The organism is Verrucomicrobiia bacterium (assembly GCA_036268055.1).
Classification (GTDB): domain Bacteria; phylum Verrucomicrobiota; class Verrucomicrobiia; order Limisphaerales; family Pedosphaeraceae; genus DATAUW01.
In genome coordinates this window covers 9582-26830 of the sequence record DATAUW010000027.1, presented here as the reverse complement: position 1 = coordinate 26830, position 17249 = coordinate 9582, and the positions used below count along the sequence as shown (strand labels likewise).

Below are 17249 nucleotides of genomic sequence, written 5' to 3'. Positions count from 1 at the left end.
GGCGGTGCCGAAGCCGGAGCACATATTCGGCTGTGGCTTTGCGAACGATGTCGGCCTCGTCCAGGCTTTCAACTTGTGCTGCCCACGCAATATCACCTTTGAGCGTTGTTGTGCAACGTGCTCTTATCATTGCTGTTTTGTTCGCTTTAGACATTTCGCCGCCACTTGTAGCACGGTGTAGCACAAAGGCAAGTAAAAGTTTTTAAAAATACCCGTTGACGACTGTAACCGAATGTGGCACAAAAGAGCCACAACAGACCACATGAGCACAAATGAGAAAAAAACTGAGGTTATAAGGGGCCGAGTTGAACCAGCGCTGAGGAAGCGGGCGGACACTTATATTTTGAAAAGTGATCGGTCTGAATCGTATCTCGTGCGCACAGCCGTCAAAGAGTTTCTTGATAAGTTTGAAATAGAAATTCCACAACCCAAAGCAATGGCTGAAGTACCCGGGCAAACAAACGAGAACCTCTTAACAGCGCATGAAAGCAAATAGTTCGAATTGTTCAACTCACCGCGACAAACCGTCGCTTAAAAGTCGAGGAAGCGCTTTTCCTGAGCAAGTGGGGCTTTTAGCTTGCCTTGAGTATGCCTCATTGGCTCGCGGTCCTATTCACCTTTACGGTTCAGAGGCCATAGGCAAAACCAAAGCTTTAGCGTTGCTGAAAAACAGCGGCGCGGCAATTAAATCGAAAAAGAAACCTGCAATCAAACCCAAATCATGATCTACCCTGATGATGAACCAGCAGTTAAAGTTCGTGGACGTGGAACAACGAAAATTTGTTTTAACGCCAGGCTGCACTTTGGCCGAGAGCACCCCGAGATGGGAAAGGTGGCGCGCTCTTTGATGAAGTGGCGCGTCATGGACAACCAACAACATTTCATCGCTCAACTGGTTCGAGAAGAATTCGACCGCCAGATTGCGCGGGGAATGCCGGACCCCTTCGCGAAGCCCGTGTTGAAAGTCAGCCCTCGGAAGGGCGGCCGCGGCGCTCCCAGTCCTCTCGGACGAGTTGTAAAAGATAGAAAGACCGATTGTCAACGCGCCGGTGCTTCATGCAAATGTTGATCAGTTCGAGTCCTTCATCGCTGGCATAGACGTTAAAGCGGTGAGGCTTGGCCGGTGGCACTGGCTGTTTCTTGGAAATCTCTTTTGCGGTGGTCTTTTTCATGAGTTGTGAAGTGTGCGGTGCATTGTCCTGATTGTCAAAAATGTAAATAGTTATGTCTCTTCTGAAAGAAAAAAAGAAAATGCCTGGTGATGGAACTCCAATGATAGTTGTTTATAACATGACGCAACTTGCCAAGCAGGTGCATTACGGTTACACGTATATTTTTGCGGCAAAAAAGGCTGGTTTTCAATTTTCCCATGGTTCGCGCACCACCGAAAAAGCATGGTGGGACTGGCTCAAGGCTAATCCTGATTTTCGTGCTTCGGATTTTTTGAAGCCGAAGTCTCGCCGGGTTTCTTCACATTCAGAGCATTCCAATATGGCGCCAGCTCTTTCGGATCAATCCGGCGGTAAACCCGGTGAACGGTTGGAGACGCATGAGTAACCGCTTTCATCATCACCGTCTCGGGAACTCCGGCGCGCTCCATCCGGGTAATGGCAGTCACGCGTGTCGAGTGGAAGCTGATGTTTTCAAATCCCAGATAATGTTTGCGCAACCGTTTGAAAACTTTAAACCACGGCTGGGCCGGGTGTTTCGGCATCTCATAAGTGTAAGTGCGGCCGTCTTTTTTAAGCTGGTGGAGAAAGGGAAGCAGGTTGGGATTGATTGGAACGTCTTCAAATTTATTACCTTTGGCTTTTATGGGCAGGCTGCCGTGAGCGAAGTTAATACGGTCGAGGCGAATGTGAGTTTCCTTCAGGCGGATGCCTTGAAGCCGGGCGATTTCCCAGGACACGAAAAGGTAATCGGCAACCAATTTTTGTTTTGGCGTGTCGGCGGTGCGCAGGCGGCGTTTAACTTCGTCCTCGATCAAGGCAAACTGTTCGTCAGAAATTTCGTCTTTCACGCGCGAGGGATCTTTTTTCAGTCCGAGCCGGCTCGCGGGATTGGCGATAATAAACTCCCGGTTAACTGCCTCCTGCATGATTTTGTGGAGCACACGCAATTCGAGAATGATCGTGTTTCGGCCCACGTGCTTTCCCTTTTCGGTTTGGGAATTGTTCAAATGGCGAACGTCGGAACGCCACGTCACATACTCCAAACAATGCGACCGGCGAACCTGAGCCGGTGCGGTTATTTTCAGTGCGGAAAAATAAGCCGCCAGAAGGTTCCAAGTGCTCAAATAACGCTTGAGCGTTCCCGGCGAATTGGCGTGGGTGGTTTTGATATAATCAGGAGCCCATTTGGAAAACGGGTTGAGGGCATTGGCCTTGGCGGAGTTTGTTTCTTTAACGGCATACTCGTTCCGCATCTGGACGGCTTTAAGATATTGCCGCGCATCGCCGGTATTAAAGCCGGTAGAGATTTGTTCAATCGCATCCGTCTCCGGATTGCGGAATTTCAACCACCAAAATTTAGAATTGCTTCGTTTGTAAAGGCTAGCCATTTGGACTGTACCTCAATGTACCTTCCGAAAAAAATCAAAGCAAACAAATACGAATAAAGGCCAATGTAAAAGAATGAAAAGAAACGAAAAAGCATGTAATAATCCTTCCGAGGGTTCGAATCCCTCTCTCTCCGCCATTCGCTATCTTCAAAGCATGATCGGCGCTTTGGTTCTAAAAAATTTCATCCGGCGCGAGGAGGAAAAACTCTGGAGAACGACCGGCTCGATCGAGGGTGAAATATTAGTGCCACGCGAACTGGACCGGCCCGCGTTTTTATTTTTTGTGGCAAAGTGCGTTTTTCTAATTCTCGGCTTTATATTTATCGGAGTCCAGCTTATGACGAGCCTGTTTTGATCGAATTCGATCAAGTTGCCGGTGGTCGCCATTTTTTCGATTCACGTTTTGTTGTTCATCGCACTTAAAATTCAGCTCTCAGCTACATTTTGGTTAATATATCTCCCGCAGCGGCCGGGTTTTCGCGGTTGGTCATTTAGGCATACTGCGAACCAAGATTGAAACTTCATGCAATTCGCGAGGGTCTTTCTATTATCGGCATCGCTTCAGAAGGAATAATTTCAATTAACGGATTGTCATTCTCATTCATGGAGGCATTTTTTCATGGAAACGCGCGATTATTTTAGCGGCGAGCGAATTTGATTGGGTCTGAACTAACGAGGGACTCAAAAACATCTTCCGGCATAGTGTTTGCTAAATCAAAAACCATGAAAAGAAATTCAACGGTTTCACATTCCAGAGCGCATCACCACGAAAAGGTGAAAGAGCATGCGAAGTCTTTGCTCGCAGCGACGTCGCACATCACGGATTCCAAAGTGTCGGAAGCCCACGGGAAATTGTCCGAGTTGTTGGACGATGCCCGGGAATCCATTGATTACGTCGAAGAAAAAGCGGTCGAGGCGGCGAAACAGACGACGGAGTATATCCGGGAAAAACCGATGCAAGCAGTTGGGCTCGCGATTGCGGTCGGGGCTTTGCTCGGATTCTGCATTGCACGCCGCAAATAGGCGGCTTGCGCTTCCGTCAATTTAGCGGGCGAAATTTTTCGGCAGGACGACGTCGAATTTTTTCTCACCGTCACCTTTGGTAACGGTGATGGTGACACGTTCGCCGGCGGAGTTGTTGAGGAAATGTTTCAGATCGGCGATGTCGCGCTGGGGTTCGCTCGTGTTAACAGATTGCGCGGAGAGCAAGGAGATTTTGCCACTGGCAGCGGCGACGGCGCTCCATGGCGTCGGAGTGTGATGCGGATTGAGATGGGTAAGAAAACTCGCGGGAATGGCGAAACTCAAGTTCTGTGCGTCCTTTTGCGTCCAGGCGGCCACGCCCAAAACTTCACCGCGCTCATTGACCACCGGACCGCCGCTATTGCCGCCGGAGATGGGGCAGGAGACTTGATATTGCTCTGAACCGTGGATGGTTTGGAGCTGGCTGACCAATCCGTCGGTGATGCTGAAATCAAATCCTTTGGGCGCGCCGATGACGTAAGCTCGCGAACCCACCGCCGGGTCTGCCACCGATAAAGTTGCCTCGGGACGATTCGCGCCATCGAGCCGGATCAAGGCGATGTCATGCTCCTCGTCCTTGTCAATCAACTGCTGAACATTCACCACGCGACCGTCAGAAAATTTAGCCGTGACCTTGGCGGCATCGCTGACGACGTGCCAGGCCGTGACCGCCACATTTTTATCCAACGCAAGAAAAGCGGTTCCAATATAATTTTCTCCGCGCGCATTCTGCACGTGCAAGGTCATCACCGTGGGTAAAATTCTTTGATAAATTTCCTCCGGCTTCAATGTCTGGCCGTGAGAAAGACAGGGGATGAGAATCAATACCAGCAGGAGGAGTTTGAGGTGTGTTGCGCGGCGAGAGACGTTCAGACCGGCGCGCTTCTCAATCAGCCAATTTTGTAAAGCGCGCAGTGGCAAGGGCCGGACTGCGTTATCTATCTGCACGTTGTCAAATTACCAAACGCCGCGCGCGCGATGGAAGTCTATTTCAACTGATTTTCGCGTCGGTAAATGTCCTACAGGAGAGGGGCGTGGCTGCAACTTGCACGGCGGGCAATTTCATTTTGCAAATTGCCGAAGACGAAATTTGACAGGTTCATTGTAACTTGCTGGTTTGCATCCCGCTCCGCTTATCCGCTTCGCGGGCATGCTCCAAGCTTCGATTATACTGCGGTTTGAAATTAAACAAACGCACTTGAGAAAGGCCATGCCGTGAGAACAAAACTTTTGATTTTTATAAGCGCCACAGCGCTTTGTTGCGCCACCGTTTCCGCGCGAACGGATGAGGCGGATGCCAATGATCCGGTATTGCGTGATCGCGATGTGGCGGCGGCTCAACGCAGCGTTCCGACGGAATCGCTTGGTGATTTGCGGCGCGCCAAAGAAATCATCGGCCGCGAGATCGTGGATGAAAAAGATCAAAAGCTTGGCCGGGTGAAAGAACTGGCGTTGGACCTGCAAAATGGCCGCGTGGCCGAAGTGATCATTGCTCCCAATGGCGCATTGGGAATGGACCAAAAACTTGTCGCCGTGCCGCCGTCGAGTTTTGCCTCGGACCGCACACGCGGGGCATTGCGTTTCGACGGCGATGCAAATGTCCTGAGAAATTCGCCTGAGTTCAACTTATCGCAGTGGAACGAAGCGACCCAATATGTCGAGATTCGCGAAACCTATCAGCGTTTTGGAGTGGCGCCTTATTTTGTCCATGACCAGCAACCCGCGCTGGGCACGGCCTCCACTCATGGAGTGGAAAACTATTATTCATCGGATCGCCCGGCTCCCTTGCCGGAATTGGGATATATCGCGCGCGCGACTCGTTTGACCGGCACGACAGCGATGAATTCCCTGGATGAACGCCTGGGCAAGATCAATGATTACGTGCTCGATTTGCATGACGGTCGCATCGTGGAAGTAGTGCTCGCCACCGGCGGTTTTCTTGGCATTGATGAAACCTTTCGCGCAGTGCCACCTACGGCTTTCCATTGGAATTCAGACCACACGAGTCTTGCCCTCGAAACTTCCAGCGAAGTATTCAGAGCATCGCCGCATTTCAAAGCCTCCGAATGGGGTTACGCGCTTGAACCCGCGTCCATTGGCGACATATATGATAACTACCATGTTCAGCCTTATTTTCTCACGCGGGATATGGATCTCAATGCGCAAAATGTTCGCACTCGCGACCAGCAGCCCGCGCCCCGCCCCGACCTGTCGGATGACGAAATCTCACGCCAGATTCATGAGTTCATCATGACCAACAACGGCATCGTTTCAACGGACGCCAGGAATATTAAAATCGTTACCGTGGACGGCAAGGTGACATTGTCCGGTCCGGTGGATACGGCGGAGGAAAAGCGCTTGATCGGCGAAGCGGCGGCAAAGGTGGTATCGGCTGATAAAGTGGATAACCAATTAGAAGTTCACGCTACGCCGCTCAATGTGCCGTTTTCAAATTCAACGGGACAAACGCAATAACTCCCGGTGGCATCGAATTGTTAAAAACATTCCTTTTGCGCAACAGCGAGAAAGGAATGTTTTCTTTTTGTGGTTAATTAAAACAACGGAGAAATATTGCGGCGCGGCAGATTGCGGCAAGTTCCGGCGCAAATTGTTTGGACGAACGGGAACAGGTGGCCGATGTCCTGGCTAAACCCAACAAAATCAAGGGGATTTCACATGTCCACGAGATTGGCACATCCAAAGCTGATTATAATTCAGCAACCGGGCCGGCCAAAATGCGCGGGCCTTAAAAGAAAGTAAAAATATGAAAACCGGAACCAGTTTGAATAACTTCCTGACGATCGCCACGTTCGACGACAAGGCGGATGCCGAAAGTTTAAAGTCCATTCTGCTTCAAGAAGACATGCCCGCTGAAGTGAAGGATGAGACCAATCTTCAACGGTATTGGTTCATGGTTGAACCGAAGGCGGGTTATCATGTTCAAGTGCCGTCGCAGTTGCTGGAGCGCGCTGAAACGATCCTGGCCCGCCGTCCGGCTGCCGACGTGATGCGCAACGCTGTGCGCTGTCCGTCCTGCGATTCATCTCGCGTGCAATATCCTGACCTGACGCGTAAGAACATCATCCCCACGCTGGCGCGCCAAGCCCTGGTCGCCCTGCACGTGATGAAGCACAAATATTATTGCGAAGACTGTCACTACGCCTGGTTGAAAACACCGCGCCGGATCCTGCGCCGCCGCAAAGCGAGCACAGCCACCCCGGCGATCACGACACGCTGAAAGCGCCAAAACCGGGCGACGCCGTCTGCCGAGCGAATCAAAACTTCGCCCGGCAGATGGTTTTTTTATGTACGTTCGACATGGTGGAGAATGGGGGATCGGTACAAATTAAATCCGTGGCTGAAGTAAGCCACGGATTTAATGCCTAAATTAATTCTGCCCGTTTAGGCAGCCACGCCGAACATCTCAAGCTTCTCCACACTCTTGCGGAGTTTCAGGAGGGCGCCATTTTGTAATTGGCGAATGCGTTCACGGGTAAGGCCGAATTTTTGGCCCATCTCGTCCAGAGTTTTTTCGGGTTCGCCATCCAGGCCGAACCGGTGCCGCAGGATTTCCAATTCGCGCGGGGCAAGTTTTGAAATCAATTCGCGGACCATGCTGGTATTAGTCTTTTCCTCAAGATGTTGATAGGGTGAAAACGCATTTTCATCGCTGACCGTATCGGCGATGCGCTTGGAATCCCGTTCGTCGCCCAGCGGCGCTTCGAGCGAGGCCGGCTGATTGGACGCGAGACGATATTGTGCAATTTTCTTCGCGCTGTAACCCAGTTCGTCCGCCAGCTCCTGATCGGTCGGTTCGCGGCCAAGGACGCTTTGTAATTCCGTCGTCGCCTGGCGCATGCGGAAAATCTTTTCGACGACGTGCACTGGCAGGCGGATCGTTTTGGACTGATTGGCGAGCGCGCGCTTGATGGCGTGCTTGATCCACCAGGTGCTGTAAGTCGAAAGTTTGGCGCCCTTGTTGGGATCGAAGCGCTCGACCGCGCGCATCAGGCCGACATTGCCTTCGCTGATCAAGTCCAGCAACGGCATGCCGCAACCTTCGTAGCCGCGGGCAATCTTCACGACGAGGCGCAGATTCGCCTTGATCATTTGTTCGCGCGCGCGCTTGTCGCCTTTTTTGATGCGCAAGGCTAATTTTACTTCTTCCTCCGGTGTTAACAATTTTGTTTGGCCGACCTCGCGCAGATACAGTCTAAATGCCGTGTTGCCGTCATACTTTTGCCGTTCGGTGTGAGTCTCGACGGGGCTCGTGTCTTCCGCTGTGTCGAGAGCGGAAGCGGCGTTGATTAAATTCGAAACCGGCAAAGGTTTAGGGTAGGGAACTTTGGCGCGTTTGAAATCTATGGCGTATTCGATCGGCATATTTTTAATCAAGTCGGTTGGTGGCGTTCGTAACTATGTCGAGTGACGGCTGCCTGTTTGTTTCCGTAAAAAGCTTCGCTAGAAACATACCGTCCTTAAGAAATCCGCTGTTCATTTGGAATTCAATAGGTTGCGAATTTTTTTGCGCCAAATGGAGGCCTGTTTTGTCACAATTTGCAATTAATCACCTGCCTGTTATTGCAAATTGCAAAATCCCGATGACTCTTCCGTTTCTGAAATGAGGTTAAATCATTGCAAAACACTAGCTTTTGCGTCATCGGCCACGTTCTCCAACCTTGGCAATTTCTGTGCTTAACAAGAACCACGGCCAGCGGGAAGGTTGCCGAAGCAGTTCTTCTATGGTTAATGACGCTTTTGAACGACGGTCGAACCCGGAAAAGTGGCTCGCAAAGATTGCCAAGTGGTTTCCATCTCACATGGACTCTGCGGAAGGTCCTTTGCGCGCCGAACTTTTCACGGTCGAACAACTTATTCATCACGGCAAAAATACGGCCGAACAACATAAGTTGGGCGTCAAAGAAGGTTCCAATCGGTTGCTGCGCCGTCTTGACGCCAACGAGAAAATTCTTCAAGCCTTCAATCGCACCACGCTGACTGTGGACAAACAACGCCGGGTCACGCCGGCGGCGGAATGGCTGCTCGACAATTTTTATCTGATCGAGGAACAGATCCAGATGGCGCGGCGCCATTTGCCGCGGGGTTACAGCCGCGAATTGCCCCGGCTTTCCAGCGGCGCGTCCGCCGGACTGCCGAGAGTATTTGATCTGGTGCTGGAATTGATCGCGCACGTGGACGCGCAAATTGATGTCGAGCATCTTAGCGCCTTTGTCGGGGCCTATCAAACCGTCACGCCGCTGAATCTTGGCGAACTGTGGGCGGTTCCGATCATGCTGCGCCTGGGCCTCATCGAGAATCTTCGCCGCATCACGGTTCATTTGAAAGCTGACCGGCAGGATCGCGACCTCGCTGATTATTGGGCAGATCGCCTGCAAACCGTCGCCGAAACGGATCCTTCCAATCTCATTGTCGTCATCGCGGACATGGCCCGCGCGAAGCTTCCACTCTCCAGCGCGTTCGTCGCGGAATTTTGCCAACGCATCGCCCGGCTCGATCCCGCCGTGCATTTCGCCCGCAACTGGCTTGAGCAACGCCTCGCCGAAAACGGGTTTTCGGTCGAGCAACGCATCCTGGCCGAAAGCCAGAATCAAGCGGCCGACCAGGTTTCCATCAGTCATACCATCGCGAGCCTGCGGTTCATCGGAGCGACTGACTGGCGCGATTTTGTCGAGAGCCTGAGCCTAGTGGACCAGACGCTGTGCAACGACCCGGCCCGTGTTTACAAAACGATGGATTTTGCCACACGCGACCGCTATCGCCACGCCGTCGAGCAAATCGCGCGTTTCAGCAAAATTTCCGAGAACGATGTCGCGTGGAAAGCTATTGAACTCGCCGAACAAAACTCGAGCGAGAAAAGCTCGGCGGATCGCACGGCGCACGTCGGGTATTTCCTGATTGATAAGGGCCAGCAAGTGCTCGAAAAATCCGCCGGAGTTTCCTGGCCGTGGCGCGCATTGATGGATAAAACCATCCGCAAATTTCCGCTCTCCTTTTATGCCGGTGGCATGGCGATCATCATGGTTCCGGCGACCATCCTCATCGGCCGCCACGCGCGGAACCTCGGCATCCACGGCGGCGAATTGGTTTTCCTCGCGCTGGCCACGCTGCTTTGCATGAGCCAGATGGCGGTTTCGCTGATGAACTGGCTGTCCACTTGCCTCGTCAAGCCCCAGCGATTGCCGCGGCTGGACTTTTCCAAAGGCATCACCGCGCAATGCCGCACGATGGTCGTCGTGCCCACCATGCTCGACAGCGCGACCGGCATTGATCGTTTGCTGGAGACGGTTGAAATCCATTACCTCGCCAATCGCGATAACAATCTTTACTTCGCGCTGCTTACCGACTTCCGCGATTCTCCCGCCGAGACGACGCCCAACGATGCCGCTTTGCTCGAACAGGCCAGCGAGGGCATCAACATATTAAATAAGAAATATGAGTCGGACCGCCCGAATATTTTTTTCCTGTTCCATCGTCCGCGCCAGTGGAACGAATCGGAAAAAGTCTGGATGGGTTATGAACGCAAGCGCGGCAAGCTTGCTGATTTCAACGCCATTCTTCGAGGCGGCGCGCCAAGTTCATTCTCCAAAATCGTGGGCGATACTTCGCTCCTGAACAGCGTCAAGTTCGTCATCACGCTGGATACCGATACTCAACTTCCCCGCGATGCCGCCTGGCAACTCGTCGGCACCATCGCGCATCCGCTGAATCGTCCACAGTTCAATTCCGAAACGGGCATCGTTTCCGAAGGCTACAGCATCCTGCAACCGCGAGTCGGCGTGAGTTTGCCCAGCGCGAGCCGCTCATGGTTTGTGCGCCTGTTCGCCGGCGATGCGGGCATTGATCCCTACACGCGCGAAGTGTCGGATGTGTATCAGGACGTTTTTGGCGAGGGTTCGTTTATCGGCAAAGGTATTTATGATGTGGACGCTTTTGAGCGCGCCGTTCACGGACGCTTTCCTGAGAACACGATTCTTAGCCACGACCTGATTGAATCCTTGCACGCGCGCTCGGCTTTGATCAGCGACGTCGAATTTTACGAAGAACATCCGTCGCGTTACAATGCCGACATCAATCGCCGCCACCGCTGGATTCGCGGTGACTGGCAAATCGCCCAATGGCTCTTGCCGCGCGTTCCCGGTCCCGACGCGCGAAACATCGCGAACCCGCTCACGAGCCTTTCGCAATGGAAGATTTTCGATAACCTTCGCCGGAGCCTGGTCCCCGCCGCGCTCGCTTTGCTGCTGCTCTTCTCGTGGATTTTTGTGCCTCAATTCGGCAGCGCGGGTTCGCTGCTCGTCCTGGGCATCATCGTTTTGCCGGGGTTGCTGCCCGTCCTGGCCGAATTCGTGCGCAAGCCTTCCGAATGGCCGTGGCTCATGCACTTTCGGACGACCGGAAAATCCTTCGCGAAACAGGTGGGCCAGCTTGCGCTCACGCTGGCGTTTTTGCCTTACGATGCCTTCGTCAGCCTGGACGCTATTTGCCGCACGCTGGCGCGGCTGCTCTTCACCCGCAAACGCCTGTTGCAATGGCAGACTTCCAGCGACGCCGAGCGCAACGCCCGCACGGACCTCCAAAGTTTTTACGCAACCATGTGGATCGCTCCCGCCATCGCGTTCGCGGCATTGCTGGCGCTGGTCTTTACTCAACCCGATCAACTTTTTAACGCGGCTCCGTTTCTTTTGCTCTGGTTGGCCGCGCCCGCCATCGCGTGGTGGATCAGCCAGCCGATTGTTCATCTCAAACCGGAATTGACGGCCGAACAAAATTCTTTTCTCCGCCGCAGCGCGCGACGCACCTGGCGGTACTTTGAGACGTTCATCACTGAGCAAGAGAACTGGCTGCCGCCAGACAACTTTCAGGAGCACCCGAAACCGGCCATCGCCTGCCGCACTTCGCCGACAAACATTGGCCTTGCCCTGCTGGCGAATCTGACCGCGTACGATTTCGGTTACATCGCCGCCGGCACGTTGATGGATCGCACGCAGAAAACTCTTGCCACGCTGGAACGCATGGAGCGTTATCGCGGTCATTTTTATAATTGGTACGACACCCGGACGCTCAAGCCGCTGCTGCCAAATTATATTTCAACGGTGGATAGCGGCAATCTGGCCGGGCACCTTTTCATTCTGAGTTCCGGCCTCGCGGAATTGAGCGATGGTCCCATCCTCAGCAAACAAGTTTTTGCCGGCTTGCGCGATACGCTTGGTTTGTTGCGCGAAGTCGGGGGCGAAACTCCGCAAATGTCGGCCATCGAACGCGACCTGGAGAATCCGCCTTCAGACCTTTCCACTGCATACGCATTGCTCCAACGCCTGGTGAATGAAGCGCCTCAACTTGCCGGCGCTTTTGAAAATCAAACGGACGAAGTGAAGTCGTGGACGCAGGCATTTGCGCGCGACAGCAAGGGCCACCTGGACGATTTGCTGTTTCTCGCGCCGTGGCTGCCAAGCCTGGAAGCGCTGAAAAATCAGCTCGGCACTGCCCGCGTTCGCCCGCCGAATGGACTGGATTGGGAACCGGAAGCGCCTTCGCCGCTCAGTGAGCAACTTGACCGCCTGCAAAAAATCCAGACGCTGAGCGAGTTCGCGGAAATCGTGGAATCGTTTGGCCACACACTGGCGGACTTGCCGGCCTTTGCGCATAATGGCACGGGCGAAGATAAATCCGAATTGTGGCGGAATGATTTATTCCTCGCCGTGCAGGAGGGCGCGCAACGGGCCGAGGCCCGCCTTCGCGAACTGGAAGAGCTTTCGCGCCGCATTACCGGTCTCGCGAACATGGATGTCAGTTTTCTTTTCGACACGACGCGCGAGCTTTTCACCATCGGTTATAACGTCACCGAACGCCGGCGCGATCCAAGCTTTTACGATTTGCTGGCGTCCGAAGCGCGTCTCGGCAGTTACGTCGCGATCGCACAAGGCCAGGTGCCGCAACGCCATTGGTTCACGCTGGGCCGCTTGCTGGCGTGCTCGAAAGGCGAGCCGGTGCTCGTCTCGTGGAGCGGTTCGATGTTCGAGTATCTCATGCCGCTGCTCGTTATGCCCACCTATGACAACACGCTGATTGACCGGACCTATCGCGCCGCGGTGGATGCGCAGATTGATTATGGCCGCACGCGCGGCACGGCCTGGGGCTTTTCCGAATCCGGCTACAATTTGACCGATCTTGAATTGAATTATCAGTATCGCGCCTTCGGCATTCCGGGGCTTGGTTTCAAGCGCGGGCTGGCTGAAGATCTGGTGGTCGCGCCCTACGCATCGGTAATGGCGCTCATGGTGGACCCGAGGGCGGCTTGTGAAAATCTCGAGCGTCTCGCCGCCGAGGGGCGCATGGGCGAATACGGTTTTTACGAGGCGATTGATTTTACGCCATCGCGTTTGCCGCCCAATGAAACCAGCGTCACCATCCGCTCGTTCATGGTGCATCACCAGGGCATGAGTTTGTTGTCATTCGCGTTTTTGCTGCTTGACCGCCCGATGCAGCGGCGCTTTCTTGCGCATCCGCCGTTCAAGGCGAGCGAATTGTTATTGCAGGAGCGCGTGCCCAAGACCGTCACCACGCTTTCGTCAGATGATGTTGAATTCGCCGAAGCGCGCGGTTTGTTGAACGAAGGCGAAGGCGTCATGCGCGTCTTCACCACGCCGAATACGCCCACGCCCGAAGTTCACCTGCTTTCCAATGGCCGTTATCATGTGGTCATTAGCAATTCCGGCGGTGGCTACAGCCGCTGGCAAAACCTTGCCATCACTCGCTGGCGCGAGGATGCCACGCGCGATTGCTGGGGAAGTTTTTGTTACTTGCGCGATGTCACGTCCGGCGAGTTTTGGTCCATGACCTACCAGCCCGCGCGTGAATTGGGAAAACTCTACGAGGCCATTTTTACACAGGCGCGCGCGGAATTTAAACAGCGTCACGGCGTGTTCGAGAGTCACGTTGAAATCAGCATTTCGCCCGAGGACGATGTTGAATTGCGCCGCATCACGCTCACGAACCATTCCAATATTCCGCGCACGATTGAACTCACCACGTACGCGGAAGTGGTGCTCGCTCCAGCCGCCGCGGACGCCGCGCATCCCGCGTTCGGCAATCTGTTCGTGCAAACGGAATATATTCCCACGCATCCGGCGTTGCTGTGCACGCGACGCGCGCGCGCCGAGGGCGAGCGTCCGCCGTGGATGTTTCATCTTGTCGCCGTGACCGGCGGCGACGCCGGTGAAGTGACTTACGAAACCGATCGCGCAAAATTCACGGGGCGCGGGCGCAACCTGAATTTTCCCGCCGCGATGCAGGAAATCGCACCGCTTTCGAACAGCGTCGGCTCGGTGCTCGACCCGATTGTGTCCATCCGCCGCGTCGTGACGATTCCCGCGCAGGAAAGCGTTCAGATAGAAATTGTGATGGGCATCACTGAGAATCGCGAAACCGCGCTGACGCAAATCGAGAAGTATCACAACCCGCGCATGACGGACCGGCTTTTCGATCTTGCGTGGACCCATAGCCAGGTCAGCTTGCGGCAGATTGATGCCACCGAAGCCGACGCGCAACTTTATGCGCGCATGGCCGGGGCGCTGGTGTATGCCAATTCCGCGCGGCGCGCGCCGACGAACGTGCTCGTCAGCAATCGCCGGGGGCAAAGCGGCTTGTGGAGTTATGGCGTTTCCGGCGATGCGCCGATCGTGCTCCTGCGCATTACCGATCCGCAAAAGATGGACCTGGTGCGCCGCATGGTCCAGGCGCATGCCTATTGGCGATTGAAAGGACTGCCGGTTGAGTTGGTCATCCTCAATGAAGACTCATCCGTCTATCGTCAATCCTTGCAGGACACCATTGTCGGCCTGGTTTCTTCCAGCAGCGAAGCCCAGTTGCTCGACAAGCCCGGTGGTATTTTTATCAAACGCCTCGAACAAATTCCCGCCGAAGATCGCATCCTCATGCAATCAGCCGCCCGCATTATTTTGACGGATGAGAAAGGCACGCTGGACGAACAGCTTCAACGGCGTGACGTGCGCGAAACTGAAATTCCTGATCTTGAAACCGCACCTGCGCGCCATCGCGATCCGGCGGTTTTGTTGCCGCAACAGGATTTGGTTTACTTTAATGGCCTCGGTGGTTTCGCCTCCGACGGCCGGGAATATATTATTAATCTCGTCGGCGCGCCGGTGACAAACGCCCCGCGCAAAAATCCTTCACCGTGGAAATTTTCAATGCGACGTGCGGATAAACCGGTTGCGGAAAGCGGCGCGGCTAATTTCATGACGCCTGCGCCGTGGGTGAATGTGTTGGCTAATCCACGTTTCGGCACGCTTGTCTCGGAGACGGGCAGTTCGTACACCTGGCTTGAAAACAGCCACGAATTTCGTCTTACGCCCTGGAACAATGATCCGGTGACGGACATTTCCGGCGAAGCTTTTTATATTCGCGATGATGAAACCGGCGAGTTTTGGTCGCCGACTCCATTGCCCGCGCGCGGCAGCACGCCTTATTCGGTTCGGCATGGATTCGGCTACACGGTTTTTGAGCATATTGAAAACGGCATCGCATCGGAGACGTGGGTCTATGTCGCGAAGGATGCGCCGGTAAAATTTACCACGGTCAAACTGCGCAATCTTTCCGACCGTCCGCGCCATCTTTCAGTTTTTGGTTATTGGGAATGGGTGCTCGGTGACCTGCGCTCGAAGTCGCTTCTGCACGTGCAGACCGAACTTGATTCCGAAACCGGTGCGCTCGTCGCGCGCAATCGTTACAACACTGAATTCACCGACCGCGTCGTATTTGTGGATATTAATTATGCCGGACGCGGCCTGACCGGGGACCGGCGCGAATTCATCGGGCGCAACGGTTCGCTTGCCAATCCCGCCGCCCTGAGAAAAACCCGGCTGTCGGGAAAAACCGGCGCGGGCCTGGACCCATGCGCGGCATTGCAAGTGCGCCTTGATTTGCCGGCGAAGAACGAGCGCGAAATCACTTTCCGCCTCGGCGCGGGACGCGATCTTTTTGAAGCGCGTTCCGTCATTCAGCGTTTTCGCAAACCCGACGCCGGACGCCAGGCCCTTGACGAAGTCCGCGCCGAATGGCAGCGCACGCTCGGCTCTGTGCAAATCGAGACTCCCGACCTTTCGACCAACTTCCTCGCCAACGGCTGGCTCATGTATCAAACGCTGAGCGCGCGTTTGTGGGGTCGCACCGGGTTTTATCAGTCCGGCGGCGCATTCGGCTTTCGCGATCAACTTCAGGATGCGATGGCTCTGGTGCATTCCGAGCCGGGGCGTTTGCGCGATCAAATTCTGCTCGCCGCGGCGCATCAATTTCGCCAGGGCGACGTGCAGCATTGGTGGCATCCGCCTTCCGGCCGCGGCGTGCGCACGCATTTTTCGGACGATTATCTTTGGCTGCCGTACGCGACGTGCCGTTATGTCAATGCGCTTAACGACACGGGCGTGCTGGATGAAAAAGTCAACTTCATCGAAGGTCGCGCGCTTAAGCCCGAGGAGGAAAGTTATTACGACCTGCCCACGCGCTCCGAGGAATCCGCCACGATCTATGATCATTGCGTCCGCGCGATCGAGAATGGCCTCAAGTTCGGCGCGCATGGATTACCGCTCATCGGCTGCGGCGATTGGAACGATGGTTTTAACCTGATCGGCGAACATGGACGGGGCGAAAGTGTCTGGCTCGCGTTTTTTCTGTACGAAATTTTAGTTGAGTTTGCTGAAATTGCGCGGAGCCGTGGCGACACGGCGTTCGTCGCGCGCTGTCTCAATCAGGCGCAAATGCTTCGCCAGAATATCGAGGAAAACGCGTGGGACGGCCAATGGTATCGCCGCGCGTATTTTGACAATGGCGAGCCTGTCGGTTCCCAAACAAACACAGAATGCCAGATTGATTCGCTGCCGCAGAGTTGGTCGGTCATCACGGGCGCGGGCGATCCCGAGCGCTCGCGCATCGCCATGCGCGCGGTGGAGAAAAGACTGGTCCGACGCGATGCGAGGCTTATCCAACTGTTCGATCCGCCGTTCGACAAATCGAAAGACAACCCGGGTTACATCAAGGGGTACGTGCCGGGCGTTCGCGAAAACGGCGGCCAGTACACGCATGCGGCGATCTGGACGGTGATGGCGTTTGCGAAACTAGGCGAAGCGGATTTGGCGTGGGATTTATTTTCGCTGCTCAACCCGATCAATCACGCGCGCACTCCGGCGCAAGTGGCGACTTACAAAGTCGAGCCTTACGTGGTCGCCGCGGATGTCTATGCGGTAAACCCGTATGTCGGGCGCGGCGGTTGGACGTGGTACACCGGTTCCGCGGGCTGGATGTATCGGCTCGTGATTGAATCGCTGCTGGGCATCACCCTTGAGGGCAAACAACTGCGTGTGCAGCCGCGCTTGCCGGGGAATTGGCGCACTTTCAAAGTGCATTATCGCTATCGCGAAACGATGTATCACATCTCGGTTGAACAAGCTTCAGAGATGTTGGAAGAAGGCGCACAAGTAACGGTGGATGGACAACGTGTCGAAGGTGGCACACTTCCATTGGTGGACGACCGGCGGGAACATCAGGTCAACATTAAAGCGAGCAACGCGCCGCCGGTGGATATTTCGCACGCGGAAAAATCCGAACCTGATTTTGCCACGGCACATTGATC

At 54.5% G+C, this 17249-nt stretch carries 9 protein-coding genes; 4 read left to right on the top strand and 5 right to left on the bottom strand.

Features of this window, described 5'->3' with window-relative positions; translation table 11 throughout:
* Positions 1 to 619: 619 nt before the first annotated feature.
* The 3 genes from VH413_15975 to VH413_15965 all read right to left on the bottom strand — a co-directional run bounded on the left by VH413_15975 (position 620) and on the right by VH413_15965 (position 2518).
* Complete coding sequence (locus VH413_15975; GenBank protein ID HEX3800193.1) at positions 620 to 892, bottom strand: hypothetical protein; 273 nt, start codon at positions 890 to 892, stop codon at positions 620 to 622.
* 73 nt (positions 893 to 965) lie between these two features.
* On the bottom strand, positions 966 to 1172 hold the full coding sequence (locus VH413_15970) for a hypothetical protein (protein ID HEX3800192.1): 207 nt from the start codon (positions 1170 to 1172) through the stop codon (positions 966 to 968).
* Positions 1173 to 1414: 242 nt separating this feature from the next.
* The gene (locus tag VH413_15965; protein HEX3800191.1) at positions 1415 to 2518 is read right to left on the bottom strand and encodes a tyrosine-type recombinase/integrase; all 1104 of its coding nucleotides are present in this window, start codon (positions 2516 to 2518) and stop codon (positions 1415 to 1417) included.
* A gap of 765 nt (positions 2519 to 3283) precedes the next feature.
* Here VH413_15965 and VH413_15960 point away from each other — a divergent pair.
* Entirely contained in the window at positions 3284 to 3583 is a 300-nt protein-coding gene (locus VH413_15960; GenBank protein HEX3800190.1) for a hypothetical protein, read from the top strand.
* Between the two features lie 21 nt (positions 3584 to 3604).
* Here the strand turns inward: VH413_15960 and VH413_15955 are convergent, their stop codons facing one another.
* Positions 3605 to 4531, bottom strand: a complete 927-nt coding sequence (locus VH413_15955; GenBank protein ID HEX3800189.1) for a serine protease — start codon at positions 4529 to 4531, stop codon at positions 3605 to 3607.
* Positions 4532 to 4813: 282 nt separating this feature from the next.
* Between VH413_15955 and VH413_15950 the strand changes: the two genes are divergently transcribed.
* Together VH413_15950 and VH413_15945 are read left to right on the top strand one after the other, a co-directional pair.
* A complete protein-coding gene (locus VH413_15950) occupies positions 4814 to 6058 on the top strand; it encodes a PRC-barrel domain-containing protein (GenBank protein HEX3800188.1) in 1245 nt (414 codons plus the stop codon).
* 289 nt (positions 6059 to 6347) lie between these two features.
* On the top strand, positions 6348 to 6821 hold the full coding sequence (locus tag VH413_15945; GenBank protein HEX3800187.1) for a hypothetical protein: 474 nt from the start codon (positions 6348 to 6350) through the stop codon (positions 6819 to 6821).
* Between the two features lie 164 nt (positions 6822 to 6985).
* On the opposite strand, the gene VH413_15940 is transcribed toward VH413_15945, so the two are convergent.
* Positions 6986 to 7966: an RNA polymerase sigma factor RpoD/SigA gene (locus VH413_15940; protein HEX3800186.1), complete on the bottom strand. Its 981-nt coding sequence runs from the start codon at positions 7964 to 7966 to the stop codon at positions 6986 to 6988.
* A gap of 437 nt (positions 7967 to 8403) precedes the next feature.
* On the opposite strand from VH413_15940, the gene VH413_15935 reads away from it, so the two are divergent.
* Positions 8404 to 17247: a glucoamylase family protein gene (locus VH413_15935; GenBank protein ID HEX3800185.1), complete on the top strand. Its 8844-nt coding sequence runs from the start codon at positions 8404 to 8406 to the stop codon at positions 17245 to 17247.
* Positions 17248 to 17249 lie beyond the last annotated feature (2 nt).

Bases quoted from the DNA above. Each gene is read 5' to 3' on its own strand.
- VH413_15970 (HEX3800192.1), bottom strand. From the start codon at position 1,172: ATGAAAAAGACCACCGCAAAAGAGATTTCCAAGAAACAGCCAGTGCCA.
- VH413_15960 (HEX3800190.1), top strand. From the start codon at position 3,284: ATGAAAAGAAATTCAACGGTTTCACATTCCAGAGCGCATCACCACGAA.
- VH413_15945 (HEX3800187.1), top strand. From the start codon at position 6,348: ATGAAAACCGGAACCAGTTTGAATAACTTCCTGACGATCGCCACGTTC.
- VH413_15940 (HEX3800186.1), bottom strand. From the start codon at position 7,966: ATGCCGATCGAATACGCCATAGATTTCAAACGCGCCAAAGTTCCCTAC.
- VH413_15935 (HEX3800185.1), top strand. From the start codon at position 8,404: ATGGACTCTGCGGAAGGTCCTTTGCGCGCCGAACTTTTCACGGTCGAA.